Genomic DNA, 26701 nt, shown 5'->3' with positions numbered 1-26701 from the left:
GGCGGCCGCTGATTCAGGCAGCGAGGCAGCGGTCGACCGCGTCGAGAATGCGGTCGGGGTCGGGCAGATGGTGCTTTTCGAGCTTAGCCGGGGGGTAGGGGATATCGAATCCGCCGACGCGCAGGACCGGAGTCTCCAGATAGTAGAAGCAGCGTTCGGTGATTCGCGCGGCGATCTCGGCGCCGAGCCCGGCGAATACCGGCGCCTCATGCGTGATGATCAGCCGCCCGGTCTTGGTGACCGATTCCGCGATGGTGTCGAAGTCGATCGGCGAGAGGCTGCGCAGGTCGATCACTTCGAGCGCATGGCCCTCCTCCGTCGCGATAGCCGCGGCCGACAATGCGGTCGCCACGGTGCCGCCATAGGCGACGACAGTCGCGTCTGAACCAGGGCGGCACACTCTGGCGCGATGCAGTGGCAGCCCGCCGTCCCGGTCGAGCGCGGCGAAATCGACCTCGGTTTTGTCCCAGTATCTGCGCTTGGGTTCGAAAAAGATCACCGGGTCGTTCAGCGCGATCGCCTGCCGGATCATCGAATACGCGTCGGCGGGGTTGCTCGGTGCCACAACGCGCAGCCCCGCGGTATGCGCGAAATACACTTCGGGAGATTCGGAATGATGCTCCACCGAACCGATGCCGCCACCGAATGGGATGCGAATGGTGAGGGGAGCGTTGACCTTTCCCCGCGTCCGGTAATTGATCTTGGCCACCTGTGAGACGATCTGATCGAACGCGGGATAGACGAAGCCGTCGAACTGGATCTCACACACCGGCCGATAGCCACGCAGCGCCATACCGAAAGCCGTGCCGATAATGCCGGATTCGGCCAGCGGTGTATCGATGACGCGATGCTCGCCGAAGTCTTTCTGCAGCGTATCGGTCACCCGGAACACTCCGCCGAGGCGGCCGATATCCTCACCCATCAGCACGACCTTCGGGTCGTCTTCCAGCGCCCGGCGCAAGCCCGCGTTGAGTGCGGCGGCGAAGGTGGTTGTCATCCGGGGGCTCCTTTCGATCGCGCGGAGGACCAGCCGGGATCGCCTGCCAGGTATTCCGCGTATGCCTTCCGCTGTGTGGTGATCAGCGGATGCGGCGTGGTGTAGACGTGATCGAACAGCTCCATCGGCGTCGGATCGGGCATTTCGATGGTCGCGGTGCGCACCATCAGGGCTACCTCGTCGGAATGCGCCGCGACGCGCTGCGCGAACTCCTCGTCCCACTGGCCCTCGCGCTCCAGCAGCAGGCGTATCCGGTCGATCGGATCGCGCCGCGCCCACTGCTCCAGTTCGGCGGCCGAGCGGTAGCGGGTTGGATCGTCCGCCGTGGTGTGCGGGCCCATCCGGTAGGTGAGCGCTTCGATGAACGACGGGCCGCCGCCGGACCTGGCTCTGGCTACTGCCTGCCTGGTTACGGCGAGCACAGCGAGCACGTCGTTGCCATCGACCTGAGTGCCTGGCATGCCGTATCCGTAGGCGCGGTGCGCGATCGGGGTCGCGCTCTGCACCCGTACCGGTTCGCTGATCGCCCAATGGTTGTTCTGGCAGAAGAACACCACGGGCGCGCTCCAGCTCGCGGCGAATCCCAGTGCCTCGGCGATATCGCCCTGACTGCTCGCGCCATCACCGAAATAGACGATGGTGGCGATATCGGCGCCGTCCAGATGTGCGGCGAAGGCATAGCCGGTCGCGTGCAGCCCTTGGGAGCCGACGACGATATTCGGGTTGGTCATGCGCACCGGGTGCGGATCCCAGCAGTAGTGGGCGGCGCCACGCCACAGCCGGGTGAGATCTGCGGGCGGCACACCGCGGCAATACGCCACGGCGGTTTCGCGATAGTCGCTGAACACGTAGTCATCGGGATGCAGCGCGTGTGCCGAACCGACCTGGGCCGCTTCCTGCCCGAGTAGCGGCGCCCACAGGCCGAGTTCGCCTTGCCGTTGCAGTGCGGTGGCCTCGGTATCGATCCGGCGGGCGATGACCATATCTTCGTACAGCCCGCGTAGCTGCTCGGGCCCGATATCGGCGACCAGCGCGGCATGTTCCGGATCGAGGACGCGGTGACCGTCCGGCTGCACCAACTGCACGGGATACGTGGATTTGCCTGGCATGGGCGCTCGCCTCCTCGCCTGCCGCTCCACAACAAATTGTGTCTTACCTCACAGCATCCACTAGAATGCGAACTGCGCAAGTGGTTGAGAGAACAATGGGCAGAATGCTCAATTTCGGCCCGAGAAATGATGTCGAGCTGCGTTCTGTGATCAGAGAAGTGCGATGACCGGGGAAACTGTCGGTATGCGTCTGGATACCACCGATGCCAGGTTGCTGCTGGAACTGGTCGCCAACCCGAGGGCGACGGGTGTCGAGCTGGCGACCAGGCTCGGCTTATCCCGCAATACAGTGCAGGCGCGTTTGTCTCGCTGGGAAGCAAGCGGCGTGCTCAGCAGTTTCGAACGCCGGGTCGAACCGCGAGCGCTCGGCTATCCGCTCGCGGCCTTCGTCGCGGTTGTCGTCGACCAGCACCGGTTGGATTCGGTGGTGGACGAACTCGCCGAGGTGCCAGAGGTGACCGAGGTGTGCGGTATGACCGGACTCACCGATCTCACCGTGCGGGTGGTCGCGCGGGATGCCGACGATCTGTACCGGATCGCCGGACAGATCCTCAAGATTCCCGGTGTGGAGCGAACCAATATGGCGCTGGTGATGCGGGAGCTGGTCGGTCCGCGCACCGCGCCGCTGCTGGAGCGCTTGGCGAATTGAGGCTGGGCGCCCCAGATGCCGGATCGGTTCAGGGTGCCTCGCGGTGCTCGTCGCTCTCGTGGTGAGCGATCACGGCGAGGAGTTCACGCACCCACGCCGGCCTCGGGGCTCCGGTTCCGGCGGTGGCGATATCGTTTTCGATCAGTGAGCGGATGTAGGCCGATTGCGACACCCCTAGTGCCGCCGCCCGCGCCTTGCACGCTCGGTCGAGGTCGTAGGGCATTTTGATGGACCGGGGAACGAACACGGGTTCGGCGTCGGGGCCGACTGTGATCCCTAGATCCTTTTCGGTTACCGGTTCGCCGGTGAATTCGAGGCGGTCGACCATCGCGGCCACCTCGTCGGGTGTCATGGCATCGAACTGGTCAGTCATTGCTGGTCGCCTCCCAATACCATATGATCGCCACACGGCAAGACTACTACGGAGACTACCGGAGTGAACGGGGTAGCCCGGCCGGGTGCTGACCAGCAAGTCGCGGGACACGCTTTTACATGTTTCCTGAACGGTCTCCCGCTAGGGTGCGGAAATGGAGATTTCGGGCAAAGTTGCGATCGTCACCGGAGCGGGCTCCGGCATCGGGGCGGCATTGGCGGACCGGCTCGTCGCCGCGGGCGCCAAGGTGGTACTCGCCGATCTGGACGGCGAGAGTGCGGCAAAGACGGCGGAGTCGCTCGGTTCCGCCGCGCTCGCGGTCGGTGGGGATGTAGCGGAGGAAACGGTGATCCGCACGCTCATCGAACGTGCGGAAGCCGAGTTCGGGCCGGTGGACCTGTACTTCGCGAACGCGGGTATCGGCGGGGGCGGGGATCTGGACAGTACCGATCAGCAGTGGGCGGCCGCGCTGGAAGTCAACGTCATGGCGCATGTGCGGGCCGCGCGGCTACTGGTGCCGGGCTGGCTGGAACGCGGCAGCGGCTACTTCATCAGCACGGCGTCGGCGGCGGGTCTGCTCACCCAACTCGGATCAGCGCCCTATGCGGTGTCCAAGCATGCCGCCGTCGGGTTCGCCGAATGGCTCTCGGTCACCTACGGCGATCGCGGGGTCAGGGTGAGCTGTGTATGCCCTATGGGGGTGGAGACGCCGCTGCTGCGCGGCGGCGGCGATCCCGCGGAGCACACTGCCGCGGCCGAGTTGGCGATGCGGGCCGTCACCAGTGCGGGTACGGTGCTGTCTCCGGAAGAGACCGCCGATATCGTGCTCGCCGGGGTAGCCGAGGAGCACTTCTTGATCCTGCCGCACCCCGAGGTGTTGAAGATGTACCGCTATAAGGGCTCCGACTACGACCGCTGGATCGACGGTATGCGCCGCTTCCAGGCCACCTTGCGTGGATAGCCTGCCGGTGCGCGGAGCACGGCGCGGACAGCGAGCCCGGCCAGCAATGCCCAGAAAGCGGCGCCGATACCGGCGAAGCTGATACCGGAAGCCGCGACCACAAAGGTGACGATGCCCGCTTCACGGTGCTCGGCGCGCAGAGCCGCGCTGAGTGCCGCGGCGAGCGTCGCCAACAGCGCCAGACCGGCGACGGTCTCCAGTGTCCCGGCCGGAGCGATGACGATCAGCGTGACCAGTGCGGCGGAGCCGATGGTGAGCAGCAGATAGGTCGCGCCTGTGGTGAACGCGGCGACCCAGCGCCGCCTCGGGTCCGGATGCGCGGTTGGCGCCGCCGAGAGCGCGGCGCTGATAGCGGCGAGGTTGATCGCGTGACCGCCTGCCGGGGCCCCGAGGACGGTGCCGAGACCGGTGACGGTCATCGCCGCGCGCCACGGCACCTGGTAGCCGAAGGATGCCAGCACCGTTACACCGGGAATGTTCTGTGCCGCCATGGTGACGATATACAGCGGGATCGCGATGCCGATCAGCGCTTGCCAGCTCCACTGCGGCATGGTCAATTCCAGTGAAGGAACCATCGCGGCGATATCCAGGTGTTTATGGTGCACCACGATATCGATCACCGCGCAGACCGCGGCGGTGACAAACGCCGCGAGCACGGCCCAGCGTTGGGCATATCGTTGTAGCACCAGCCAGACGAGGAGGACCGGAAGCACTGTGGCCGGACTTGTCCGCACCGCGAGGACCGGTGCCAGGCACAGTGGCAGCAGCACACCGGCCAGCATGGCCTGCGCTATCTCCGTCGGGATCGCGGCAACCAGCGCGCCGAGCCGCTGCCACAGCCCGGTGAGCACGATCAGCACCCCGGTCACCGTGAACGCGCCGATCGCGGCGGGCCAGCCGCCCGCAACGGCAGCGGTACTCGCCAACAGCGCCGCGCCGGGCGTTGACCAGGCCAAGGTGATCGGCATCCGATACCGGTAGCTCAGCAGCATCATGCCGATTGCCTGCGCGCAGCACAGGGCGAGCAGCCCTGAGGCCGCCTGCGCGCTATTCGCCCCTACCGCGGTGAGTCCGCTCAGTACCACGGCGAACGAACTGGTGAAACCCACCAGTGCGGTGATAACGCCCGCGCCGAGCGGCATGAGCCGGGCTCTGTTCGGCACTGATTCGGGTAGTGCGGCGGCCGGGGCCGTGGAAACGTTGGACACCGGCTGGATATTGCCCCGGCGGGCACGCCATGTCACCGGCCAGTACCGGGAAACTGGCCTGGTCGGTAGGGGTAGGTCGGCATGCCACACGCCCTGGTTCGGAGTAGGCGACATCAGGGCATGTCGATGCGTAGGGTGGGGAAGTCGGTGCGCGAGGATGCGATTCGGGACGAGGAGCTGTGTTGAGCACGGTACTGATCTCACCGGAGGGGCTTCGGGAAGTTTTGGCGGACAAGTGCCTTCGCCTCTTGGATATTCGTTGGGCGCTAGGCGATCCTGATGGGCCGCAGCACTATCTCGACGGCCACATCCCCGGGGCGATATTCGTGGACCTGGAAACCGAACTGGCCGCACCGCCCTCCGCCGCGCGGGGCAGGCATCCGCTGCCCGACCCCGCGCAACTGGAGAAGTGCGCGCGGAGTTGGGGTCTGTGCAATGGTGACCCTGTCGTCGTCTACGACGCCACCGGGGGGCTGGCCGCCGCACGCGCCTGGTGGCTGCTGCGCTGGGCGGGTATTGCCGACGTGCGCATCCTCGACGGCGGGCTGCCCGCCTGGATCGAGGCGGGCGGACCGATCGCGACCGGAGCCGAAGCAGATCCGGAACCGGGCGATGTCGAGATGAGCTCCGGGCAGCTACCGGTGATCGACGCGGACGCGGCAGCCCGATGGGAGGGCGTGTTGCTCGACGCGCGCGCGGACGAGCGGTACCGCGGTGAGGTGGAGCCGATCGATCCGAGAGCGGGTCATATTCCCGGCGCGCTCAGCGCCCCGACCACCGAGAATCTCGACGCCGCAGGCAGGTTCCGTGCCGTGGCCGAGTTGCGCGAGCGATTCGCCGGATTCGGCTCGGGGCCGGTCGCGGTGTACTGCGGGTCCGGGGTAACGGCGGCGCATCAGATCGCGGCGCTGGCCGTGGTAGGCGTCGCGGCGTCGCTGTATCCCGGTTCGTGGTCGCAGTGGGCGCATGACCCGAAACGACCGGTGGCGATCGGCGACTGAGCGGGCAGATCGGCCACTCAGCGCTTATAACCAGGCGCGAGCCAGCAGATCGTCGTCGGTGACTTCGCTCGTCCTCGGTGGGAATCGGGTGGCCGCGATCGAATCGGTATGTGTTCCGTCATGCCCGACCAGCCACGAGCCGCCGTGCTCTTCGCATTCGGCGATCTTCGCGAACACGGTGAGCAGGAACGTGATCGCTTCATCGGGTTCGGTGGTCCGGGCCAGACGCTGGGATTCGCCTGGCCGGGAGAGGTCGAGCCATACACCGCCCTGTCCGTCGAGCCGCATCCCGACGATCTTGTCGGCATGTACGAAGGTGAATCTGCGCCGTTCCCATGGGGTCGTCGGCGTAAAGCTCTGCTCGAGTACCTGGAGCAGGATCGTCATGCTGCTTCCTCGGCTTCCCTTGACACCTAACTGCGGTTGACACCTGACTACGGTTCTTTCGCGATGACCAGCGGTTATTCCAGTATGTTCCGGGATTGTGCAGAAATCCAGGAGGCCCGCGCCGCGGTGGCGTCGGTGCCGCTTGATTGGATGGGCTGATGCTGCACGGTCTGTGGTCGCCGGGGTCCGGCTTGCTGCTCTGGCAGGACGCGCTGCTCAGGGGGCGATCCGAGGAACCGGACCTTGTGCTGCCCGATCCGGTGGGCAGCGTATTGCGGACCGCGAAGTTCCGGCATCGAGCCGAGGTTCTGGTCGCTGGGCCCGATGGTGTCAGGACCGAACGGGTCCGCGCACACGCGCTTGTTCCCGCCGCGGCCGCCGAAGTCCTGCTCGGCCGGTTACCTACCGAGGCGGTGTCCGGGGATCTGCGCTTTCTCGCTCATATCGCGCGCGGTATCGAACGGTGGGTGCGGGCCGGCCGAGTCGTTCCGGAGCTGCGCAGGGCGGATGGCCAGTGGTGGGTACGTTGGCGGTTGGTCGGCGGCGAACGGCAACGCGCGTGGCTGGCCGAACTGGCCACGGTGATGCCGCAGGCCGTCCTGGTGGCCGGGCGCCCGGCCATGCTGCTCGACGATATGGTCACCGAGCTCACCGATCCGATCGCACGGGCGCTGTTCGGTCCGGGTGATTCGGCTCATCCGCTGCTTACCGCGCTGCTCGGGGATACTCCGCTGGACGAAGGCAGCTATCAGGTGGCCGAGGTGCTCGAGCGCTGGCGCGCCTCCCACACCGGGGACGAGCCGGATCTGCTGCTGCGCCTGCTGGAACCGGAGGGCGAACTCGATGCCGCGCCCGAACCGATGACACTGTGGCGGCTGCAGGTGTGTCTGGACACGGCCGATGCGGTGCCCATCCCGGTGCCGCTGCACGGCGATCCGGCTCGGGTCCGGATCGCCGTGGACAAACTCGGCGCGGCGCAGCGGGCCTATCCGCGGTTGCGGGAGGTGCCGACCGATCCGCGCAGCATGGATCTGCTCCTGCCGACCGAGGTGGTGATCGATCTCGTCGAACACGGCGCGCACGCCTTGCGCGCGGCGGGGGTCCGGTTGCTGCTGCCCCGGGCGTGGCGCGTCACCGAACCGAGTATGCGGTTGCGGGTGGTGAGCGGGGTGCCTGCCGGGGAAAGCGTCGTGGGGATGAATGACCTGGTCTCCTACCGCTGGGAGCTCGCACTCGGTGACATCGTGTTGACCGAGGCCGAGATGGAGCGGCTCGTGCGCGGTAAGTCCGATCTGGTCCAGCTGCGCGGCCATTGGATGCGGGCCGACCACAAGGCGCTCGCCGACGCGGCCCGCTATATCGCCGCGCATACCGACGAGCGCCAGGTGACCTTCGCCGATCTACTCGGCGATATCGCGGGCGCCAGGGTGCCGCGGGTGCCGATCGTGGAGGTGACCGCTTCGGGCTGGGCCGCGGACCTGCTCGACCGCACAAGGGAACCGGAACCGGTGGCGCGTCCGATCGGGTTGAAAGCCGAGCTGCGCCCCTATCAGGAACGCGGTCTGGCCTGGCTGGCCACCATGAGCAGGCTGGATTGCGGGGCAATCCTGGCCGATGACATGGGATTGGGCAAGACCGTGCAGGTGCTCGCCCTGCTGGTGCACGAGCGCGAGACAGCGCTGTCCTCGCCTGCTCCGGCCGCCGCGTCCGAGGTGGCCACGCCGCCGGGACCGACGCTGCTGGTGTGCCCGATGTCGGTGGTCGGCAACTGGCAGCGGGAGGCGGCCCGGTTCGCACCCGACCTCAGGGTGTGGGTACACCATGGCGCGGGCAGGCGGGCCGACCACGAACTCGACGCGGCGGTCGCGACGGCCGATCTGGTGATCACCACGTACGCGCTGCTCGCTCGCGATGTCGAGCAGCTCGGCAGGCAACACTGGGACCGCATCGTCCTGGATGAGGCGCAGCACATCAAGAACGCGGGAACCGAACAAGCAAAGGCGGCGCGTGCGGTGCCCGCGCGACATCGGCTGGCGCTCACCGGGACTCCGGTGGAGAACCGGTTGGAAGAGCTGCGCGCGCTGCTGGATTTCGCGGTGCCGAAGCTGCTCGGCAGCCCGCAGTCGTTCCGTGCCCGCTTCGCGGTGCCCATCGAACGCGAGCACGACCAGAACGCGATCAGCCGTTTGCGCTGGCTCACCCAGCCGTTCGTATTGCGCAGGGTGAAGACCGACCCCGCGGTGATCAGCGATCTGCCGGAGAAACTGGAGATGACCGCGCGGGCCAACCTCACCGTCGAACAAGCCGCGCTCTATCAGGCTGTCCTCGACGATATGCTCGTCACCATCCGGGATGCCGAGGGTATGGCTCGTAAGGGCGCGGTCCTCGGCGCGCTCACCCGGCTCAAACAGGTGTGCAACCATCCGGCGCATTTCCTCGGCGACGGATCGGGCATCCTGCGGCGCGGAGCGCACCGCTCCGGCAAACTGGCCCTGGTCGAGGATGTGCTGGACGCGGTGTTCGCCGAGGGGGAGAAAGCCTTGTTGTTCACCCAGTTCCGGGCGTTCGGTGAACTGATAGCGCCCTATCTGGCCGAGCGATTCGGCGTGCGAGTTCCCTTCCTGCACGGTGGTGTACCCAAGCGTAAGCGCGACGATATGGTCAGCGCGTTCCAAGCGCAGGACGGACCGCCGCTGATGCTGTTATCGCTCAAGGCCGGTGGTACCGGGCTCAATCTCACCGCCGCCAATCATGTCATCCACCTGGACCGTTGGTGGAATCCCGCAGTGGAGAACCAGGCCACCGACCGCGCTTTCCGGATCGGGCAGCGCCGCGATGTCCAGGTACGCAAACTGGTGTGTGTGGATACCGTGGAGGAGCGAATCGACGAGATGATCACGGGCAAGCGCATGCTGGCTGATCTGGTGGTCGGGGCGGGGGAGAACTGGATCACCGAGCTCAGTACCGAACAACTGCGTGACCTGTTCGCGCTCGGCGCCGGGGCGGTCGGCGCATGAGTCCCTTCTTCGACTACGCCGAATACGGTAAGAAGCTCCCGGTGCGCGGCGGGGCCGAGGCACGCAGCCGCCGCGGTGCGTTCGGGCGTAGCTGGTGGGGCCGGGCGCTGGTGGAATCGGTGGAACGGAGGGCGGAGCCGGGGCGCCTGACCCGTGGGCGCAACTACGCCAGGTCGGGGCAGGTGGTGAACTATCGGATCGAATCGGGTGCCGTGACCGCCGAAGTGCAAGGCAGCCAACCGAGCCCGTTCACCGCGGTATTCCTGGTGCGGGTACTACGCGCGGACGAGGTGGGGGTACTCCTGGAGACCATCCGGTCGGCGCCGGGCATGCTCGCCGAGATCGCCTCTGGCGCGTTGCCGTCCGAACTAGGGCCGTTGCTGTTGCCCGCCACCGCGGCGGATCTGGATTTCAGCTGCACCTGCCCCGATCCGAGCCTGCTGTGTAAACACGTGGCCGCGGTGTGTTACTTGCTGGCCGAACGGCTCGACGAAAACCCGCAGGAGTTGCTCACCCTGCGCGGCCTCGACCTGGACACCCTGATCAGCGGTATCGAACGGGAGGCGCGGCCGGTGGTCACCACCGACCCGTATGGTGACAACCTCGTGTTGCCCGCGTTGCCGAGCGTCGAATACCGTCCGGCGATAAAGGATTTGGATTCCACGCTGTTACGTAAGGCATTGCGGATGACCGCGGCCGATGAGCCGACCGCCGCCGCGGGTCTGCGCGAACTCACCGCGCTGTACCACGTGTGCACCGGCTGAACAGCGTGGTTGGCACCCAGTATCGGGGCTGTCGGCCGCACCGGACGTCAGGGGCAGGGCGCGTCCAGTACGGCGAAGCGACCGGAGACTTCCCGACACCGGGTACCGTTTTCTATTCTCCGGTCGTTCGGGGCGGCCCGGAACTGCCGCAACGGTGCCCGGGTACTGCCCTTGTGCCGAACTCGGCACCCGCCCAACGGATACCGGCACCTCATCATTTTTCGCACTGAAACGGTACCGAACAGCACGAATGCTTCGCGATAGGCTGGCAGTCGTGGCCGGGAAGAGCCTATCGGCGGTATTGCCTCGCGATGATCTCGACGTCCCCGTTGATGTGCGCGCGCCACCGCGCCGGGTGGTGTCGCTGGTTCCATCCTTGACCGAGGCGGTGGCGCTCACCTGTCCGGACGTTCTCGTCGCCGCGACGCGATGGTGTACGCATCCCGCCGGGCTGGCGGTGGAACGGGTTCGGGGCACCAAGAATCCGGATGTGCGGCGCATTATCGAACTGGCTCCCGATGTGGTGCTGTGCAATAAGGAGGAGAACCGCCGGATCGATGTCGAACGGCTGCGCGCCGCGGGAATCCCGGTCTGGGTCACCAAGGTGGAAACAGTCGACGAGGCGATGGCCTCGCTCACCAGGATCTGTACGCGGGTACTCGGGGTCGAGCTTCCGTCCTGGCTGCGCCAAGCCGAATCCGCGTGGGAACCGAAGGCGCCGACGCCGCGCTCGGCTGCCGTCATCCCGATCTGGCGGCGCCCGTGGATGGTGGTCGGGCGCGATACCTTCACCGGCGATCTCGCCCGCCGCCTCGGCCTGCGGTTGGTGCACGCCGACCGTCCGGACCGCTACCCGCGCCTCACCGAGGCCGAGCTGACCGTGGGCATCGACGTAGCGGTACTTCCCGACGAGCCGTACCCCTTCACCGCATCCGACGGGCCGGAGGCTTTTCCGGATATTCCGGTCGCTTTGGTGGAGGGGCGCGCTCTCACCTGGTATGGGCCGTCCCTGGCGACCGCGCGCGAGGTACTCGCCGCGCAACTGGCTGCTGCGCGACCTGCGCACCCGCCGCGCGGGTAGCCGAACCCGATGCGGTGCGGGTGCCTGTTCAGTCCGCGATCCGGTACACGCGCTGCGCGGTGGTCCGGAAGACCTGCTCGAGTTCCTTGTGACCGCCGCCGTGGCCGGTGATCACGGTCGCGATCGCCTCGACGCTGCCTGCGATCGTGGTGACCGGCTTGTCCACCGGGAAGTTGGAGCCCCAGATCAGCCGGTCGGCGCCGAAGACGTCGAGGGCGTGTTCGACCAGCGGGCCGATCCGGTCGACCAGGTCCTGTACCGGGGTCGATTTGCCGGGGGGTGGGACCGGGTGGCCGAGCACCGGCATCATCAGCCCGCTGACCTTCGCGACCACATTTGGTTGCGCGGCCAGCGCGGTGAGATCGTCGCGCCATCGCGTCAGCAGCTGCCTGCGCATCCCGGGATGCGTCCCGGTGTGTTTGCCGAACGGGCCGAGAACACCTGCGGGAGTACCGAGGTGATCCAGCACGATCGGCACTTCGGGGTAGCGTTCGGCCAGCGCGGTGACCTCGGGAATGGTGTGCGAGTACACCCAGGCGTCGAAGGACAGGCCCCGCTCGGCCAGCTGTGCGAAGCCGTTCAGGAACGCCGTCGAGGTGAGACCGCCCGCTGTGTCGAGGAACGGCCGCACCTCGGGATCGGGATGTACGGCGGTCATGGTCCGGATGCCGCGCAGCAGCGGTGACGCGGTGGCATGTGCGTCCAGCAACTCGGCGAACCCCGGTGCCGCCGGGTCACCGCCCGCGACGATCGCCCCGAGCCGGGGAGCCTCCCGCAGCGGCAACCCCGCTAGCCATGTGGTCTCGCCTGCTTTGCCGAGCGGTCCTGGTTGTGCCCATGCGGCCTCGACATGGGTGACCACGTCGATCGGCGTGTTCCCGGCATCGGCCCGGTAATCGGCAGGCAGATAGGGCCGCAGGAAAATGAACGGATCTCCGGCGAACCGCCGTTCCCGTCGCGGCGCGAGATACCTGGTCATGCCTACCGGTATCGGGAGCATCCGGAACACCTTCGCCAGGGTGCCGTATTCCCGTGGGTTGGTGAACGGATTCCACTGGTGGATATGCGCGTCGACGATCTGGATACCCGAGAGGTCCATGGTTGCCGTCCCATTGGAGTCGATGGCCTACCAGGCAGATTCTCACATGTCCGGCACGGATGAGTGGGAAATCGGGGTGCCGCTCGCCGTGCCGTCTCACATAGTGCGCCGGTACTGCCCGCCGACGGTGCAGAAGGTATCGGTGATCTGCTGCAACGTGCACACCCGAGCGGCGTCCATCAGCACCTCGAAGATGTTGTCATCGGTGCGCGCGACCGCTTCGAGGCGGGCCAGCGCGGTATGCGCGGCATCGCGATGCCGCTGTTGGAATTCGCGGACCCGGCGCAGCTGGGACTGCTTCTCCGCTTCGGTGCCACGGGCCAGTTCCATGACCCGATCCGGCTCGTTGTGGTCGGCGCGGAAGGTGTTCACGCCGATGATCGGCAGAGAACCGTCGTGTTTGCGTTGTTCGTACCGTATCGATTCGTCTTGGATCTTGCCTCGTTGATAACCGGTCTCCATCGCGCCGAGTACGCCGCCGCGTGCGCTGATCCGATCGAATTCGGCCAGTACGGCCTCTTCGACCAGATCGGTGAGTTCCTCGACCAGGAAGCTGCCCTGCAGTGGATTCTCGTTCATGGCCACCCCCCACTCCCGATTGATGATGAGCTGGATGGCCAGTGCGCGGCGCACCGATTCCTCGGTGGGGGTGGTCACCGCTTCGTCGTAGGCGTTGGTGTGCAGGCTGTTGCAGTTGTCGTAGATCGCGATCAGCGCCTGCAAGGTGGTGCGAATATCGTTGAAGTTCATCTCCTGCGCGTGCAGCGACCGGCCGGAGGTCTGGATGTGGTACTTCAGCTTCTGTGACCGTTCGTCGGCGCCGTAGCGGTCGCGCAGGGCGATCGCCCAGATACGCCGGGCTACCCGGCCGATCACGGAATACTCCGGGTCCATGCCATTGGAGAAGAAGAACGACAGATTCGGCGCGAAATCGTCGATGTGCATGCCGCGCGCGAGGTACGCCTCCACATAGGTGAACCCATTGGCCAAGGTGAAGGCCAGCTGGCTGATCGGGTTCGCGCCCGCCTCTGCGATGTGATAGCCGGAAATCGACACCGAGTAGAAATTGCGGACGCCGTTGCGCACGAACCACTCCTGGATATCGGCCATCATGCGCAGGCTGAACTCGGTGGAGAAGATGCAGGTGTTCTGGCCCTGGTCCTCCTTGAGGATATCCGCCTGTACGGTGCCGCGCACCGTGGCCATGGCGCGCGCACGGATCTCGGCCGCTTCGTCGCCGTTCGGTGGCCTGCCCTGTGTGGTCGTGAAGCGGTCCAGCGCCTGATCGATAGCGGTATTGAGGAAGTACGCCAGGATGGTCGGTGCGGGCCCGTTGATGGTCATCGACACCGAGGTGGTCGGTGCGGTCAGCTCGAAGCCGTCGTAGAGGGCTTTCATATCGTCGAGCGAAGCGATCGATACCCCGGAGGTGCCGACTTTGCCGTAGATGTCCGGGCGCTCGGCCGGATCGTGTCCGTAGAGCGTTACCGAATCGAAGGCGGTAGAAAGCCTTTTCGCCTCGGCATGCGCACTGAGCACCCGGAACCGGCGGTTGGTCCGGAACGGGTCGCCCTCACCCGCGAACATCCGCGCGGGGTCCTCGGTATCGCGTTTGAACGCGAACACCCCCGCCGTGAACGGGAAGCGGCCGGGCAGGTGTTCAGCACGCAGGAAGCGCAGCAGTTCGCCGTGATCGGTATAACGGGGCAGAGCCACACGTGGAATCATGCTGCCCGATAGGGTTTCCCGGCGCAGCACGGTATGGAGTTCACGGTCGCGGACCCGCACCACCTGCTCGGCGCCACGATAGGACTCGGCGAGCGCGGGCCATTCGGCAAGCAGCGCGGCATTCGCGGGCGTGAGTTCGGCACGAGCTCGCGCGGCCAGCTCGGCGACAGCGGCATCGGCGGGCAGTTCGGCAGCTACCAGTTCGAGTCGTTGCAGGCGTTGCGCGGCGCGGATCTGGGTAGCGGTCTCGGCGTGATAGCCGCGTACGGTCTCGGCGATCTCGGCCAGATAGCGCACCCGTGCCGGCGGGATGAGCTGCGCGAAACGTGTGGACGTGCGGGTATCCACCCTGGGCAGTACACCGGGCTCCAAGCGAAGGCCGTCGGCGCCGAGCACATCGATCAGGTGCTGGTAGAGCGCGGTCACCCCATCGTCGTTGAAGGTTGCCGCGCTGGTGCCGAAGACCGGCATATCCTCCGGCGCGGCATGGAATTCCTCCCGGTTGCGGATCAGCTGCCTGGCTACATCGCGCAGCGCGTCCGCGGCGCCGCGGCGTTCGAACTTGTTGATCGCCACCACATCCGCGAAATCCAGCATGTCGATCTTCTCCAGCTGGGAGGCCGCGCCGTAATCGGGTGTCATCACATACATCGCCAGGTCGACGTGTTCGATTACCGCCGCATCGCCTTGGCCTATGCCCGGCGTCTCCAGGATGATCAGGTCATATCCCGCGGCTTTACAGGCGGTAAGGATCGTATCGATGTTGTCGGGCAGTTCCCGGCCGCCACGGGTGGCCAGTGAACGGAAGAAGGTGTGCTCGTCGTCGAGTGCGTTCATCCGGATACGGTCGCCGAGCAGTGCGCCACCGCCGCGGCGGCGGGTCGGGTCGATCGCGAGGATCGCCACCCGCACCTTGTCCTGTTGGTCGGTGCGTAGTCTGCGCACCAATTCGTCGGTGAGCGAGGATTTTCCGGAGCCGCCGGTGCCCGTGATACCGAGTACCGGCACAGTGCGCGCGGCCGCCGCGGCGGCCAGCTGCTGTCGGTCGGCCTCGGGTAACGAACCGGCTTGTAGGCAGGTGATGGCGCGGGCCAGGGCGCCGCGCTCGCCCGCGAGCACCGCCGCGGGCGCGGGCGGTGCGGCCGCCAAGTCGATATCGCAGGCCCGGATCAACTGATTGATCATGCCGGGCAGGCCGAGTCGTTGACCATCCTCGGGCGAGAAGATGGTCACGCCGGATTCGGCCAGCCGGGTGATCTCTTCGGCGACGATCACGCCACCGCCACCGCCGAAGATCCGCACATGTTCGGCCCCGGCCTCTTTCAGTGCCGCGGCCAGATATTCGAAGTACTCGATATGCCCGCCTTGATACGAGCTGACCGCGACGCCCTGAGCGTCCTCGGTGAGTACCGCGTCGACCACCTCGCTCACCGCGCGATTGTGACCGAGGTGGATCACCTCCGCGCCTTGGCTTTGCAGGATGCGGCGCATGATGTTGATCGCCGCGTCGTGCCCGTCGAACAGGGCTGCGGCGGTGACGAAACGAACGGGGTGGGTGGGCGAGTAGAGCGCGCTGCTGTCGGCCACGGGATCCCTCCGGCGAGTCCATTGGCGCCCGACACTAGGACGTCAAACCAATCGTACAGTGATCGCGATCACATCACTAGCTATGTCGTCGGCTGAATCGCCATTCGTCGCGACCGCAGGCCTCCCTGGCTCGATCCGGGCCACTGTTGTCGGCGGAGTAGTTCATCGAGGTCTGCGCGTGCCGACGCATCGGATTTCGGTTGTCGTGCCGGGGCTGATCTGCCGTGCCCGGCCCACCGGCGCGGGCATACTGGGCGGATGGTGAGCGACAACAGGGCGGGGGCCGTCGTGGCGCGGTTGGTCGCGGAGGGGGTGCTGTCCGGATCTCAAGCCGACGCGGTAGTCACGGCGCTGGCGGCCGATCGTGCGGCGGAGTCGCCACGCGGAAAGGTACTCGCGGAGATCGCCGCCTATCTCGGCGCTGGTTTGCTGTTCGGTGGGATCGTCATGGTCATGGCGTCGTCGTGGGGACGGCTCGGCGCGTTGGTTCAGGTGGGCATACTGGTGGCCGTTGCGGCCGGTCTGTTGTACGGCGGAGTGATACTCGCAGGCGGTATCCCCCTTTTGTTCTCCGGTCCCGGAGTTTCGCGCAGTGCCCGCACGCGGCTCGCTACGGTGCTGTTCGCGCTGGCATCGGTCGCGGCGGCCGGGGCGACCGGCACTGCGATCGATAACGGGAGTGCTGGTAACGCTTGGGTTTTCGCCTGTCTCGCCGGTGCGGTTGTGGCGGTGCTCGGTTATCTCGCGCTGCCCTCGTTACTGGGTCTGCTCGCTTGTGCCTGCTTTGTGCCCGCCGCATCGATAGGCCTGTTGGTCGAAGTCTTCGGACTGGGCGATGTGTGGGGAAGCGTGGCCGCGCTGCTACTCGGCGGGTTGTGGTTCGCGCTGGCATGGTTCGGCGTTCTGATCGAGACGTGGGCCGGGTATCTGATCGCGATAGTCACCTCGATCGCCGGTGCCCAGAGCATCGGCATCAATGGATCGGCCGGGGCCTATCTGCTTACCGCCGTAGTGGCAGCCGCGTGTTTCGGTTTGTATGCGACGCAGCGGTGGGCAGTGCTCGTCATCGGCGGCGCTGTTGCGATCGCGCTTGCGGCCGGTCAAGCGGTGTCCGAATGGACTGATGACACGCTCGGCGTGGCAGGTGTGGTCGTGGCGCTCGGCGCAACCCTCCTGTTCATTGCCGCGATCCATCTCACCCGAACCGGCTAGCCGCCTCGCTGGTGTGCCGCGACATCGGGCCATTGGTCTGCTGTCGCGGCGGCTGGAGTGGGATAGGTCACATCATCTTGTTGATTGGATGTCCAACTATAGGATGACCGCATACCGGAATCGCGGTGTTCGGATCGGCGACAAGAACAGGACTGACATGGTTCGCGAACTCACCCATTTCATCGGCGGACACCATGTGCCTGGCACCTCGGGCAACTTCGGTGATGTCTTCGACCCCAACCTCGGCCAAGTGCAGGCCAAGGTGCCGCTGGCGAATAAAACCGAGGTTGAAGCGGCCATCGCCGACGCGGCGGCCGCGCAGCCGGAGTGGGCCGCGTTCAACCCGCAGAAGCGGGCGCGGGTGCTGATGAAGTTCCTGACCCTGGTGCAGGACGAGATGGATTCGCTCGCCGCCCTGCTGTCGTCCGAGCACGGTAAGACCATCGCCGATGCCAAAGGCGATATTCAGCGCGGCCTGGAGGTCATCGAATTCGCCACCGGTATCCCGCACCTGCTCAAGGGCGAATACACCGAGGGCGCCGGCACCGGTATCGACGTCTACTCCATGCGCCAGCCGCTCGGCGTCGTCGCGGGCATCACCCCGTTCAACTTCCCGGCCATGATCCCGCTGTGGAAAGCCGGTCCCGCGCTGGCCACCGGTAACGCGTTCGTGCTCAAACCTTCCGAGCGCGACCCCTCGGTGCCGCTTCGCCTCGCCGAGCTGTTCCTGGAGGCCGGGCTGCCCGCCGGGGTGTTCAACGTGGTCAACGGGGATAAGGAAGCCGTCGACACGCTGCTACACGATCCGCGGATCAAGGCCGTCGGCTTCGTCGGTTCCACTCCGATCGCGCAGTACATCTACGAGACCGCGACCGCGAACGGTAAACGCGCCCAGTGCTTCGGCGGCGCGAAGAACCACGCGATCGTGATGCCGGATGCCGATCTGGACGATGTCGCCGACCAGCTGGTCGGCGCGGGCTACGGATCGGCTGGGGAGCGCTGCATGGCCATCTCGGTAGCCGTTCCGGTCGGAGCGGAAACCGCCGACCGGCTGGTCGCCAAGCTGACCGAGCGGGTGCGCAAGCTGAATGTCGGCCGTTCCGACGACCCCGGCGCCGATTACGGCCCGCTGGTCGGCCAGGACGGGGTGGACCGGGTGAGTAAGTACGTCCAGCTCGGCATCGATGAGGGGGCCGAGCTGGTGGTGGACGGGCGTGGCCTTGTCGTGGCAGGCGCCGAGGAAGGCTATTTCGTCGGCGCCACCCTGTTCGACAAGGTCACCCCGGATATGCGGATCTACCGTGAGGAGATCTTCGGGCCGGTGCTCAGTGTGGTCCGCGCCGAGGACTACGAAGAAGGGCTGCGCCTGGCCGATGAGCACGAGTACGGCAACGGTGTCGCGATCTTCACCCGCGACGGCGATACCGCGCGCGATTTCGCCGCGCGTGTGCAGGTCGGCATGGTCGGGATCAATGTGCCGATCCCGGTGCCGATCGCGTACTACACCTTCGGTGGCTGGAAGCGCTCCGGGTTCGGCGATCTGAACCAGCACGGGCCGGATTCCATCCGCTTCTACACCAAGACCAAGACGGTGACCCAGCGCTGGCCTGCCGGTCTGAAAGAAAGCAACGCCTTCGTCATCCCGACGATGGACTGACCGATGTTCGCACTCGACGACGACGAACGGGCGATCCGCGACACTGCGCGCGGCTTCGCCGACGAATTCCTGGCCCCGAACGCGCTGGAATGGGACGAGCAGAAGCATTTCCCCGTGGATGTACTGCATAAGGCGGGCCCGCTCGGTCTCGGCGGCATCTACGTGCGCGAGGACGTGGGCGGCTCCGGACTGCGCAGGCTGGACGCCGTACGCATCTTCGAGCAGCTGGCCACCGGTTGCCCGGCCATATCCGCCTATATCTCCATCCACAATATGGCGGCGTGGATGATCGACCAGTACGGCGACGAGCGCCAGCGCCACCACTGGCTGCCCCGGTTGGCCGGGATGGAACTGCTGGCCAGCTACGCGCTCACCGAACCGGGTGTCGGCTCGGATGCGGCGGCGCTGAGCACCAAAGCCGTCCGCGATGGCGACGACTACCTCTTCAACGGCGTCAAACAGTTCATCTCCGGTGCGGGCGCTACCGATGTCTACGTTGTCATGGCGCGCACCGGAGAGGCGGGAGCACGGGGGATCTCGGCATTCATCGTGCCCGCCGATACCCCTGGTATCTCCTTCGGCGCCAATGAGAAGAAGATGGGCTGGAACGCCCAGCCGACCCGCCAGGTGATCTTCACCGACGCCAGAGTGCCCGCGGCCAACCGGCTCGGCGCGGAGGGCGACGGTTTCCGCATCGCCATGAACGGGCTCAACGGCGGCAGGCTCAATATCGCCGCGTGCTCGGTCGGCGGCGCGCAGGCCGCACTGGACAAAACAGTCCCCTACCTTGCCGAACGGCACGCATTCGGCAAGCCGCTGCTGAAGAACCAGGCGCTGCAATTCGATCTCGCCGATATGCGTACCGAACTGGAAGCCGCCCGCACCCTGCTGTGGCGGGCCGCCGCGGCGTTGGACGCCGATGCCCCGGACAAGGTGGAACTGTGCGCCATGGCGAAACGCTTCGCCACCGACGCGGGCTTCGAGGTCGCCAACAAAGCGCTCCAACTGCACGGCGGCTACGGTTATCTGGCCGAATACGGCCTGGAGAAGATCGTCCGCGATCTGCGGGTGCACCAGATCCTCGAGGGCACCAACGAAATCATGCGGATGGTCGTCGCCCGTTCGGTGGTCGGCGCGGCATGAGCGGTCGGGCCCGGAGGCGGCAGCGGAGTGTGGCCATGGAGGGCTCCGCTCGTGCCGGAAAGTCACCGGCATGAGCGGTCAGGCCCGGAGGCGGCAGCGGAGCGTGGCCATGGAGGGCTCCGCTCGTGCCGGAAAGTCAACAGCACTATGAGGGAACAGAACATGGGCGAACCGGAAGTCCTGATCGAACAGCGTGATGGGCTCGGCCTGATCACATTGAATCGGCCCAAGGCCATCAACGCGCTGAACCATCCGATGGCTCTCGCCATCACGGCCGCCCTGCGCGCCTGGGCTCAGGACGACCAGGTGCGCACCGTGGTCGTCACCGGCGCGGGTGAGCGCGGCCTGTGTGCGGGCGGCGATATCGTCGCCATCCACGCCGATGCGAAAAGCGGTGCCAACACGGCCGATTCGGCGACCGGCCGATTCTGGCGGGACGAATACATCCTCAACGCGCTGATCGGCCGCTACTCCAAGCCGTATGTGGTGGTGATGGACGGCATCGTGATGGGCGGTGGTGTCGGCCTTTCCGGGCACGGCAGCCATCGCATCGTCACCGAACGATCCAAGATCGGCATGCCCGAGGTCGGCATCGGTTTCGTCCCTGATGTCGGCGGTACCTATCTGCTGGCCCGGACCCCAGGCGAGATCGGCACCCATATCGCGCTCACCACCGCACGCATGAGCCCGGGTGATGCCATCGCGGCAGGCTTCGCCGACTATTTCGTCCCCACCGAACACCTGCCCGCCCTACTGGAGACCCTGCGCACCGAGAGCGCCGATATCGCGATCGCCAAATTCGCTACAGACGCGCCGGAATCCACGCTGCTCGCCGGTCAGGAATGGATCGACGCCTGTTACAGCGCCGACTCCGTCGAAGAGATCGTGGCGCGCCTGCAAGCGCATGAAGCACCGGAGGCGCACGCGGCGGCTGCCGAGATCTTGGCGAAATCCCCGGTCGCGCTGAAGGTCACACTGCGTTCCCTGCGTGCGGCACGAACCGCACCGAGCTTGGAGGCAGTGCTGAACGAGGAGTATCGCGTCTCGATCGCCGCGCTGTCCTCACCCGATCTGGTCGAAGGTATCCGGGCACAGGTCATCGATAAAGACCGCACCCCGCGCTGGTCACCCCCGACGCTCACGGAGGTCACCGACGCGCAGGTGGACGCGTACTTCGCCGGATTGGGCGATCGAGAACTGGGTCTGGCGACCCCGGAGGTGGCGTGATGAGCACGAAAATCGGTTTCCTCGGCCTCGGCCACATGGGCGCGCCGATGGCAGCCAACCTGGTGCGAGCCGGGTACGACGTACTCGCCTTCGACCCGGTGCCAGCGGCAAGAGAGCAGGCCGAGCGGGACGGCGCGACAGTCGTCGCCTCGGCCACCGAGGCCGCTGCCGCCGATCTCGTGATCACCATGCTGCCCAACGGCAAACTCGTCCTCGACGTCTACGCCGAGCTGCTCCCGGTCGCCGCGCCGGGCACGCTGTTCATCGACTGCTCCACCATCGATGTGGCCGATGCCAAGACCGCCGCCGAACGCGCCACCGCCGCCGGACACCGCGCACTGGACGCCCCGGTCTCCGGCGGCGTGGCCGGTGCGGCAGCGGGCACGCTGACCTTCATGGTCGGCGGCGATGCGGAAGATTTCGCCGCTGCGCTCCCGGTACTGGAGGTGATGGGCGGCAAGGTCGTGCATTGCGGCGGCTCCGGTGTGGGCCAGGCGGCGAAGATCTGCAACAACATGCTGCTCGGCGTCTCGATGATCGCGCTGTCGGAGGCCCTGGTGCTCGGCGAGAAACTGGGATTGAGCCATCAGTCGTTCTTCGACGTGGTCTCCACCGCATCCGGCCAGAGCTGGGCGCTGACCAGTTATTGCCCGGTTCCCGGCCCGGTGCCGACCAGCCCGGCCAACAACGACTATCAGCCGGGCTTCGCCACCGCTCTGATGGCCAAGGACCTCGGTCTGGCCGCGAACGCATTGCGGGAGAACGATATCGACGGCAGGCTCGGGCAGCTCGCCGCCGAGATCTATACCCGGTTCAACCAGACCGACGCCGGACGGGATTTCTCGGCCATCGTCACCGATATCAGGGATCGGAGCCAGAATTCCGGCTCGGATAGCTGAAAGTCAAGTTCCGTCGGTGTCATCGGGGTCGAGTGGACCAGCCGGGGAATGCGGGTTGGGTGGGCGGTGGCTCTTTGCTGCGGATGGTCTCGCCGCGCCGGTCGGTTGCGGTCGGGTCGATCGTGAGGGACCACGGTGCGCAGCGGGCGTTGTTTTCTTCGAGCATGCCGGTGGAGGGGTAGTCCACTCGCCATCCGGTGAAGACGTCGTAGGTGGGTGCTTGCCAGGTGCCGTTGGACGAGGTGTCCGGTGTGTTGGTCTTCGGTGTCGTGGTAGCCGTTGCGGAGGGGTCGAGGGCGGGGTAGCGGATGAATTCGATGAGTGTTCCGATGGCGAGTGCGTGCGAGCGCACGTATTCGCCGTTGTCCACCAGTCTCGCGAGGTTGTTGAATTGGATGCAGAAGAACGCGGTGAACCCGGTGGGTGTGGGGGTGATGGTTTGGATGTGTCCACGCATTGTTCCGCTACTCGCCCCACGGCTGCTGTCGCGGTTGTAGCGGAAGCGTTGGCTTCGGTCGAGCGCTTCTTCGAAGCCGGGATAGGTCTTGTCTATTCCGGCGGCTCTGCCGATGAGGTCGGATTCCAATGCGGCGCGGACCAGCGCGGCTTCCAGGGAGAGCAGGTCGATGGGTGGATCGGCCGACCAGACCGCAGAGGCGTTGCGGACCTGATCGGGCGGAATGTAGTACGCGGGCGGGGGCGCCACAATGGTGGTGGGGGCGGGTGTGGATGAGGTCGTGTGGCCGCAACCTGCCACCATCAGTACGGCGAGCGTCATCGCGGCGAGCTGCGAGATCCGGTGTCGTGTCATATGTGCGGCCAACTGTTCTCAATGGTCCCTGGGGAGTCCATGACCTGGTTCAGGCGGACTGTTTCGGAGTCGTACCTCTCGAGGTAGGCCTCGAGCCTTTCCCTGTCGACGCCCGCACCGACGAGCCGGTCATCGATGTCATTGAGAGCGTTGTCGAGATCCAGCTGGGAGTTGTAGTCATCGTTGGCCTCGAGTTCGAAGTAGGGTTTGAACCTGGTCCCGTCTTCGTTCTTGAATTCCATTGGAAGAGAATCGAAATTGATGATTCCCTGATTGGTCAGCTGCTGGAGCATGACGTACTTGCGGTATTCTTCGGTGCCGAACTGCGCATGATCGTAGGTGCCGCCGTCGAACGTCATCGGCGCGTATGGACTCACGGTTTCCGGGTCGAATCCGATGGCATCGACGATCGGGTTGCGCGCCAATTCGGCGACCGCGGCCACTCCGGCCTGGGTCGGGCCGAAACCACCCACCATGATCTGTGCCGCGGTGTAAGCGGTGTTGAAGCGGGCCTTCCGGTCGTCGGCGGTGGTTTGGGCGTCGTCATGGCGGTCGTCGAATTCCGTGTCCAAGGCCTCGCCGACGAGCCAGTGCAGACGGTTGCCGTAATAGATGCTACGAGGGTTGCCTTCACCGAATATCTCTTGCGCGGCGAACTGTTGGTCGAGGCGTTGTGATTCGTTCAGGGCGGCGCCATTGATGATGGCGGACGCGGTGGGGTCTCCGCTGAGGATAGTCATGACGCGGACCGCTTCGGCGGGACCGCCGAGGTCACCGAAACCTTTTGTGCCCGAGATGTAGTCGGGCATATCGACCAGCTTGCCGGTATACGGTGAAAGCCCTTCGGCCATAGCTTTCACCAGTTCCGGATTGACCTGCCCGAGTGACTGTTTCTCATGGCCGGGCATATCGAGCCAGTTGGCATAGAGTGGGTCGCCGTCGAATCCGGATCGGTCGGTGGACAGCAGCTGGGAAACCCCGAACGCGGCCTCGCCCGCATGGATATTCGCGATCGATGGGGTCTGACCGGGAGCGACATGAGCATTGTCGTCGATCCAGTTGAACATGTCCCCGAGTGCCGCACCGTCATCGTCCCAGTCGTGTTGGATGAGTGGGACCATGAGCTGGTCGCGGTGGTATCCCTCGCCGAGTAGTTCGGGTGAGCCGTTGCCGGTGATCAGCGCGTAGTTCGCGTCATGGTTGCGAGTGCCTGCTCCGAGGAGGTTCTGAATAGCTTCGTCACCGAGCTGATCAGGCATACCGCCTGCTACGTAGCCGACACCGGAGCCGGGATCATCGGCCAGCCACGCTTGGTACGCGGCCTGTCGTGACAGTTCTACAGAGAACTTATCGCCGGGCTGATACCCCTGATCGGCGCTGTTGAGCAGGGAGGCGAAGGCCGACATGTCTTTGTTGTAGGCGATCGTCGCACCGGGCCCGTCGTAACCTTCGGGCAAGCCGAGACTATTGGTATCCCCGCCGCCGATTCCGCTGTAGGGGCGCGTGCTGACGAGCTCTTTGATTTCCTCGGGGACATAGTCCCAGCTGCCGCGTCCTTGGATCTCGCCCATCGCGTTCTTCGACACTATCTGCTCGTTCGAGACGGTCATCATCCCGGCCGCGATACTTCTTTGCAGGCCCAATGCTTCGGGAGAGCCGTTGGCTTGCAGCGAAGTGGAGAGCGTGAGCAGACCGTCCTTGCCAGCGTTCTCGTAGAAGGAACGCAGATAGCTGAGAGTGGATTGCGGGACGGTTATTTCCTCGCCGCGGCCCATGGCCTCCAGCTGTTCGGGTGTCAGGCCGGCTTGGGCGAGGTGATCGGTGATTCGCTGAATCTCAGCATCGGTGGCGGTGCCGTCGGCGATGGCTTTGCCGTCCTCGATGCCGTCTCCAGCGGTCGGCTCCTTCTGCGTATCAGCGGTGCCGGGGATCGCGGGTGCGTCCACTCCGTCGCCGAAGTGGCTGCCCGCATCACGGATCTGCTGGGCGGCCGCACGGATGAGCCGATCGACCTCGTGCGCGGCGTTGCGCAGCTCGTTCCACGCCGCATTGATCAGGTCCTGGTGCCCCTTGGCTTTCTCCTCGGCGTCGTTGCGCTGTTCTTGGGTCTCGTTTCCGGTCCACCGGAGGCTGATTTGCCAGTTGTCCTCGACGGTGGCAGGCAAAGAGATGCCGAGCGAGAGTGGGGCCTCTACGTCAGCGACCTTCCACAACAGGTTGTCGCGCTCCCAGAACAGCCGGTCAGCGGCCTGTGTCAGTACCGTTGTGAGATCGTCGGTCTCGTACTTCACCTTCATCGCCTGCCGCCGATCCTCGGTGACACGGTCGTAGGCGGCATTGTGTGCGCGACCGGTCCATGCGGGACCGATATCGGCGAATTGCTGGGTCATCCGACTGATCTGGTAGTCGAACGTGCCATTGCCCTTGGTGATGGTGTCGGCAAGGGCGACCAATTGCTCTGTTTTCCAAGCAGTGACGTTGGTTCGGGTCAGGTGCCATTCATCGCTCACCCGGGCCCCCTCGGCCGTGGAAGTCGAAGTTGTCGAGGCGAGCGGCGAAACCCTCGTCTGTCGCGGACAAGTCGGCGGCTGTCTGCCGGACAGCGGCCGACACCTGGCCGATCCGCTGGGAGACTCGCAGCCACGCACCCTCGGTGTACTCGGTGGCCAGCTCGCACGCCGCACCGAGCGGTGTTCCCGGCAGCGCGGCCGCGATATCCTTGGCCGCGGTACGCACGTCGATGTCATCGACCTGCCCGGCGACATCTTCCAATGTGTTGCACAGGGTGGTCAGCCGGTCGATATCGGCTTGAAGCAGTGCCACGATCCCCCCTCGAGGTTCGGCATTACGGATCCGGACGACGACCATAGCCGGTTCCCGCGACCACTGCTGACTGAGGGGACACAGGAGTTCGATCGTCACACTGAGGTGAGCTCAGCGAGTGTCTGCTACCTGTCGTGAATTGTCGACGGTAGTCAAATGGTGGTCGAACAGCGCTTCTGGTACCACCAAATCACTACGCTCATCCACTAGGGTGAGCTCCGCGAATTGTCGGTGCGCAGGGATAGCGTCGAGATCGGTGGGTGCGGTTGACTTCGCCCCTCCTTGCCATGGCGTTGGCTGAGTTCGGCATCGATGACGGGTGCGAACCGGGTGCGGTCGATTCCGGGCGACGAAGTGACGGAAGCCTCGACGACAAAGGACTCTCGATATGGCGGACAGCGGACCGGACCTCGAATTACGACAGGGCCTGTTCTGGGAGGTGCAAGCAGGGCGTATCCCACCACCGCAAGCAGCGGTTACCCTCGGCTGGGAGTTCATCGAGGCGGATCCGGAGCAAGGGACGATCGAAGTCGCATTCAACCCCGGCGAACACCTGCTCAACCCTATGGGCGGAATCCAGGGTGGCTTCCTCGCGGCGATGCTCGACGACACGTTGGGGCCCGCATTGGTCGCGTCGTTACCTCCAGGGCAGTTCGCACCGACGCTTGATCTGCACGTTCAGTTTCTGCGTCCGGCGCAACTCGGTCGGCTCCGTGGCAGCGGTCGAGTCGTGAAGCGCGGCAGGGAAATCTGTTTTCTCTCCGGTGAGCTGACCGATACGCGGGGAGAACTTATCGCTACCGCCACCGCGACAGCGCGCATACAGCAATTCTCCCGATGAACCACGCTGGGCTCCGTGTACCTCGATTGGGAAGCGTCGATCGAGTTCTTCGGTAAGCTCCCATACCCCGCACCGCGATTGCGGCCGGTGATTCGACAGGCGGGTGGGTTCGCTGTGCAGGTCGATG

General features: G+C 65.7%; 22 protein-coding genes. 12 read left to right on the top strand and 10 right to left on the bottom strand.

Translation table 11 applies throughout. The features are described from left to right. Window positions 1-13 precede the first annotated feature (13 nt). Together ACL02S_RS20860 and pdhA are read right to left on the bottom strand one after the other, a co-directional pair. On the bottom strand, window positions 14-997 hold the full coding sequence (locus ACL02S_RS20860) for an alpha-ketoacid dehydrogenase subunit beta (protein ID WP_412804153.1): 984 nt from the start codon (window positions 995-997) through the stop codon (window positions 14-16). Continuing rightward, window positions 994-2106 carry a pyruvate dehydrogenase (acetyl-transferring) E1 component subunit alpha gene (gene pdhA, locus ACL02S_RS20855; RefSeq protein ID WP_412804152.1) on the bottom strand — a complete coding sequence of 371 codons (1113 nt, stop codon included), beginning with the start codon at window positions 2104-2106 and terminating at the stop codon, window positions 994-996. The genes ACL02S_RS20860 and pdhA overlap by 4 nt, the downstream gene beginning before the upstream one ends. Window positions 2107-2269: 163 nt before the next feature. On the opposite strand from pdhA, the gene ACL02S_RS20850 reads away from it, so the two are divergent. Beyond that, window positions 2270-2755, top strand: coding sequence for an Lrp/AsnC family transcriptional regulator (locus ACL02S_RS20850; RefSeq protein WP_412804151.1), 486 nt, complete (start codon window positions 2270-2272; stop codon window positions 2753-2755). 28 nt (window positions 2756-2783) lie between these two features. Here the strand turns inward: ACL02S_RS20850 and ACL02S_RS20845 are convergent, their stop codons facing one another. After that, on the bottom strand, window positions 2784-3128 hold the full coding sequence (locus ACL02S_RS20845; protein WP_412804150.1) for a hypothetical protein: 345 nt from the start codon (window positions 3126-3128) through the stop codon (window positions 2784-2786). Window positions 3129-3282: 154 nt separating this feature from the next. On the opposite strand from ACL02S_RS20845, the gene ACL02S_RS20840 reads away from it, so the two are divergent. Continuing rightward, window positions 3283-4089, top strand: coding sequence for an SDR family oxidoreductase (locus ACL02S_RS20840; protein WP_412804149.1), 807 nt, complete (start codon window positions 3283-3285; stop codon window positions 4087-4089). On the opposite strand, the gene ACL02S_RS20835 is transcribed toward ACL02S_RS20840, so the two are convergent. Beyond that, window positions 4035-5231, bottom strand: coding sequence for a benzoate/H(+) symporter BenE family transporter (locus ACL02S_RS20835; RefSeq protein WP_412804182.1), 1197 nt, complete (start codon window positions 5229-5231; stop codon window positions 4035-4037). The genes ACL02S_RS20840 and ACL02S_RS20835 overlap by 55 nt on opposite strands. Window positions 5232-5479: 248 nt before the next feature. Between ACL02S_RS20835 and ACL02S_RS20830 the strand changes: the two genes are divergently transcribed. Further along, complete coding sequence (locus ACL02S_RS20830) at window positions 5480-6298, top strand: sulfurtransferase (protein WP_412804148.1); 819 nt, start codon at window positions 5480-5482, stop codon at window positions 6296-6298. A gap of 24 nt (window positions 6299-6322) precedes the next feature. On the opposite strand, the gene ACL02S_RS20825 is transcribed toward ACL02S_RS20830, so the two are convergent. Then, window positions 6323-6685 (bottom strand): hypothetical protein, encoded by a 363-nt coding sequence (locus tag ACL02S_RS20825; protein ID WP_412804147.1) that lies wholly within the window; start codon window positions 6683-6685, stop codon window positions 6323-6325. A 158-nt stretch (window positions 6686-6843) separates the two neighbouring features. Here ACL02S_RS20825 and ACL02S_RS20820 point away from each other — a divergent pair, with 158 nt between their 5' ends. From ACL02S_RS20820 to ACL02S_RS20810, 3 genes are all read left to right on the top strand, one after another. Then, window positions 6844-9702 carry a DEAD/DEAH box helicase gene (locus ACL02S_RS20820; protein WP_412804146.1) on the top strand — a complete coding sequence of 953 codons (2859 nt, stop codon included), beginning with the start codon at window positions 6844-6846 and terminating at the stop codon, window positions 9700-9702. Beyond that, window positions 9699-10466: an SWIM zinc finger family protein gene (locus tag ACL02S_RS20815; RefSeq protein ID WP_412804145.1), complete on the top strand. Its 768-nt coding sequence runs from the start codon at window positions 9699-9701 to the stop codon at window positions 10464-10466. The genes ACL02S_RS20820 and ACL02S_RS20815 overlap by 4 nt, the downstream gene beginning before the upstream one ends. Before the next feature lie 274 nt (window positions 10467-10740). Further along, a complete protein-coding gene (locus ACL02S_RS20810) occupies window positions 10741-11547 on the top strand; it encodes a helical backbone metal receptor (RefSeq protein WP_412804144.1) in 807 nt (268 codons plus the stop codon). Between the two features lie 28 nt (window positions 11548-11575). On the opposite strand, the gene ACL02S_RS20805 is transcribed toward ACL02S_RS20810, so the two are convergent. Next, entirely contained in the window at window positions 11576-12646 is a 1071-nt protein-coding gene (locus ACL02S_RS20805) for an amidohydrolase family protein (protein ID WP_412804143.1), read from the bottom strand. Window positions 12647-12742: 96 nt separating this feature from the next. Then, window positions 12743-15961, bottom strand: coding sequence for a fused isobutyryl-CoA mutase/GTPase IcmF (gene icmF / locus ACL02S_RS20800; protein ID WP_412804142.1), 3219 nt, complete (start codon window positions 15959-15961; stop codon window positions 12743-12745). A 258-nt stretch (window positions 15962-16219) separates the two neighbouring features. Here icmF and ACL02S_RS20795 point away from each other — a divergent pair, with 258 nt between their 5' ends. The 5 genes from ACL02S_RS20795 to mmsB all read left to right on the top strand — a co-directional run bounded on the left by ACL02S_RS20795 (window position 16220) and on the right by mmsB (window position 22099). Continuing rightward, window positions 16220-17173, top strand: a complete 954-nt coding sequence (locus tag ACL02S_RS20795) for a hypothetical protein (RefSeq protein WP_412804141.1) — start codon at window positions 16220-16222, stop codon at window positions 17171-17173. Between the two features lie 157 nt (window positions 17174-17330). After that, complete coding sequence (locus ACL02S_RS20790) at window positions 17331-18830, top strand: CoA-acylating methylmalonate-semialdehyde dehydrogenase (protein ID WP_412804140.1); 1500 nt, start codon at window positions 17331-17333, stop codon at window positions 18828-18830. Between the two features lie 3 nt (window positions 18831-18833). Next, complete coding sequence (locus ACL02S_RS20785) at window positions 18834-19973, top strand: acyl-CoA dehydrogenase family protein (RefSeq protein WP_412804139.1); 1140 nt, start codon at window positions 18834-18836, stop codon at window positions 19971-19973. Between the two features lie 162 nt (window positions 19974-20135). Beyond that, window positions 20136-21200: an enoyl-CoA hydratase/isomerase family protein gene (locus tag ACL02S_RS20780; protein WP_412804138.1), complete on the top strand. Its 1065-nt coding sequence runs from the start codon at window positions 20136-20138 to the stop codon at window positions 21198-21200. Then, complete coding sequence (gene mmsB, locus ACL02S_RS20775; protein ID WP_412804137.1) at window positions 21200-22099, top strand: 3-hydroxyisobutyrate dehydrogenase; 900 nt, start codon at window positions 21200-21202, stop codon at window positions 22097-22099. Before ACL02S_RS20780 ends, mmsB begins: the two co-directional genes overlap by 1 nt. Window positions 22100-22118: 19 nt before the next feature. Here the strand turns inward: mmsB and ACL02S_RS20770 are convergent, their stop codons facing one another. From ACL02S_RS20770 to ACL02S_RS20760, 3 genes are read right to left on the bottom strand one after another with little or no spacing between them, the layout of a single operon-like run. Continuing rightward, window positions 22119-22910 carry a hypothetical protein gene (locus ACL02S_RS20770; protein WP_412804136.1) on the bottom strand — a complete coding sequence of 264 codons (792 nt, stop codon included), beginning with the start codon at window positions 22908-22910 and terminating at the stop codon, window positions 22119-22121. Beyond that, a complete protein-coding gene (locus ACL02S_RS20765; RefSeq protein ID WP_412804135.1) occupies window positions 22907-25420 on the bottom strand; it encodes a WXG100 family type VII secretion target in 2514 nt (837 codons plus the stop codon). Before ACL02S_RS20765 ends, ACL02S_RS20770 begins: the two co-directional genes overlap by 4 nt. Next, window positions 25410-25733, bottom strand: a complete 324-nt coding sequence (locus ACL02S_RS20760) for a hypothetical protein (RefSeq protein WP_412804134.1) — start codon at window positions 25731-25733, stop codon at window positions 25410-25412. The genes ACL02S_RS20765 and ACL02S_RS20760 overlap by 11 nt, the downstream gene beginning before the upstream one ends. A 388-nt stretch (window positions 25734-26121) precedes the next feature. Here ACL02S_RS20760 and ACL02S_RS20755 point away from each other — a divergent pair, with 388 nt between their 5' ends. Beyond that, window positions 26122-26574 (top strand): PaaI family thioesterase, encoded by a 453-nt coding sequence (locus ACL02S_RS20755; protein WP_412804133.1) that lies wholly within the window; start codon window positions 26122-26124, stop codon window positions 26572-26574. Window positions 26575-26701 lie beyond the last annotated feature (127 nt).

This window comes from Nocardia spongicola (assembly GCF_047200775.1).
GTDB lineage: Bacteria > Actinomycetota > Actinomycetes > Mycobacteriales > Mycobacteriaceae > Nocardia.
This window is presented reverse-complemented; position numbering and strand designations above follow the sequence as displayed.

Excerpts from the sequence above, each read along its gene's own strand:
- ACL02S_RS20770 (WP_412804136.1), bottom strand. The coding sequence starts at position 22,910 with ATGACACGACACCGGATCTCGCAGCTCGCCGCGATGACGCTCGCCGTA.
- ACL02S_RS20795 (WP_412804141.1), top strand. The coding sequence starts at position 16,220 with ATGGTGAGCGACAACAGGGCGGGGGCCGTCGTGGCGCGGTTGGTCGCG.
- ACL02S_RS20790 (WP_412804140.1), top strand. The coding sequence starts at position 17,331 with ATGGTTCGCGAACTCACCCATTTCATCGGCGGACACCATGTGCCTGGC.
- ACL02S_RS20780 (WP_412804138.1), top strand. The coding sequence starts at position 20,136 with ATGGGCGAACCGGAAGTCCTGATCGAACAGCGTGATGGGCTCGGCCTG.
- ACL02S_RS20825 (WP_412804147.1), bottom strand. The coding sequence starts at position 6,685 with ATGACGATCCTGCTCCAGGTACTCGAGCAGAGCTTTACGCCGACGACC.
- ACL02S_RS20785 (WP_412804139.1), top strand. The coding sequence starts at position 18,834 with ATGTTCGCACTCGACGACGACGAACGGGCGATCCGCGACACTGCGCGC.
- ACL02S_RS20820 (WP_412804146.1), top strand. The coding sequence starts at position 6,844 with ATGCTGCACGGTCTGTGGTCGCCGGGGTCCGGCTTGCTGCTCTGGCAG.
- ACL02S_RS20755 (WP_412804133.1), top strand. The coding sequence starts at position 26,122 with ATGGCGGACAGCGGACCGGACCTCGAATTACGACAGGGCCTGTTCTGG.
- ACL02S_RS20850 (WP_412804151.1), top strand. The coding sequence starts at position 2,270 with ATGACCGGGGAAACTGTCGGTATGCGTCTGGATACCACCGATGCCAGG.
- ACL02S_RS20840 (WP_412804149.1), top strand. The coding sequence starts at position 3,283 with ATGGAGATTTCGGGCAAAGTTGCGATCGTCACCGGAGCGGGCTCCGGC.
- ACL02S_RS20860 (WP_412804153.1), bottom strand. The coding sequence starts at position 997 with ATGACAACCACCTTCGCCGCCGCACTCAACGCGGGCTTGCGCCGGGCG.
- ACL02S_RS20845 (WP_412804150.1), bottom strand. The coding sequence starts at position 3,128 with ATGACTGACCAGTTCGATGCCATGACACCCGACGAGGTGGCCGCGATG.
- pdhA (WP_412804152.1), bottom strand. The coding sequence starts at position 2,106 with ATGCCAGGCAAATCCACGTATCCCGTGCAGTTGGTGCAGCCGGACGGT.
- ACL02S_RS20815 (WP_412804145.1), top strand. The coding sequence starts at position 9,699 with ATGAGTCCCTTCTTCGACTACGCCGAATACGGTAAGAAGCTCCCGGTG.
- ACL02S_RS20805 (WP_412804143.1), bottom strand. The coding sequence starts at position 12,646 with ATGGACCTCTCGGGTATCCAGATCGTCGACGCGCATATCCACCAGTGG.
- ACL02S_RS20835 (WP_412804182.1), bottom strand. The coding sequence starts at position 5,231 with ATGCCGCTCGGCGCGGGCGTTATCACCGCACTGGTGGGTTTCACCAGT.
- mmsB (WP_412804137.1), top strand. The coding sequence starts at position 21,200 with ATGAGCACGAAAATCGGTTTCCTCGGCCTCGGCCACATGGGCGCGCCG.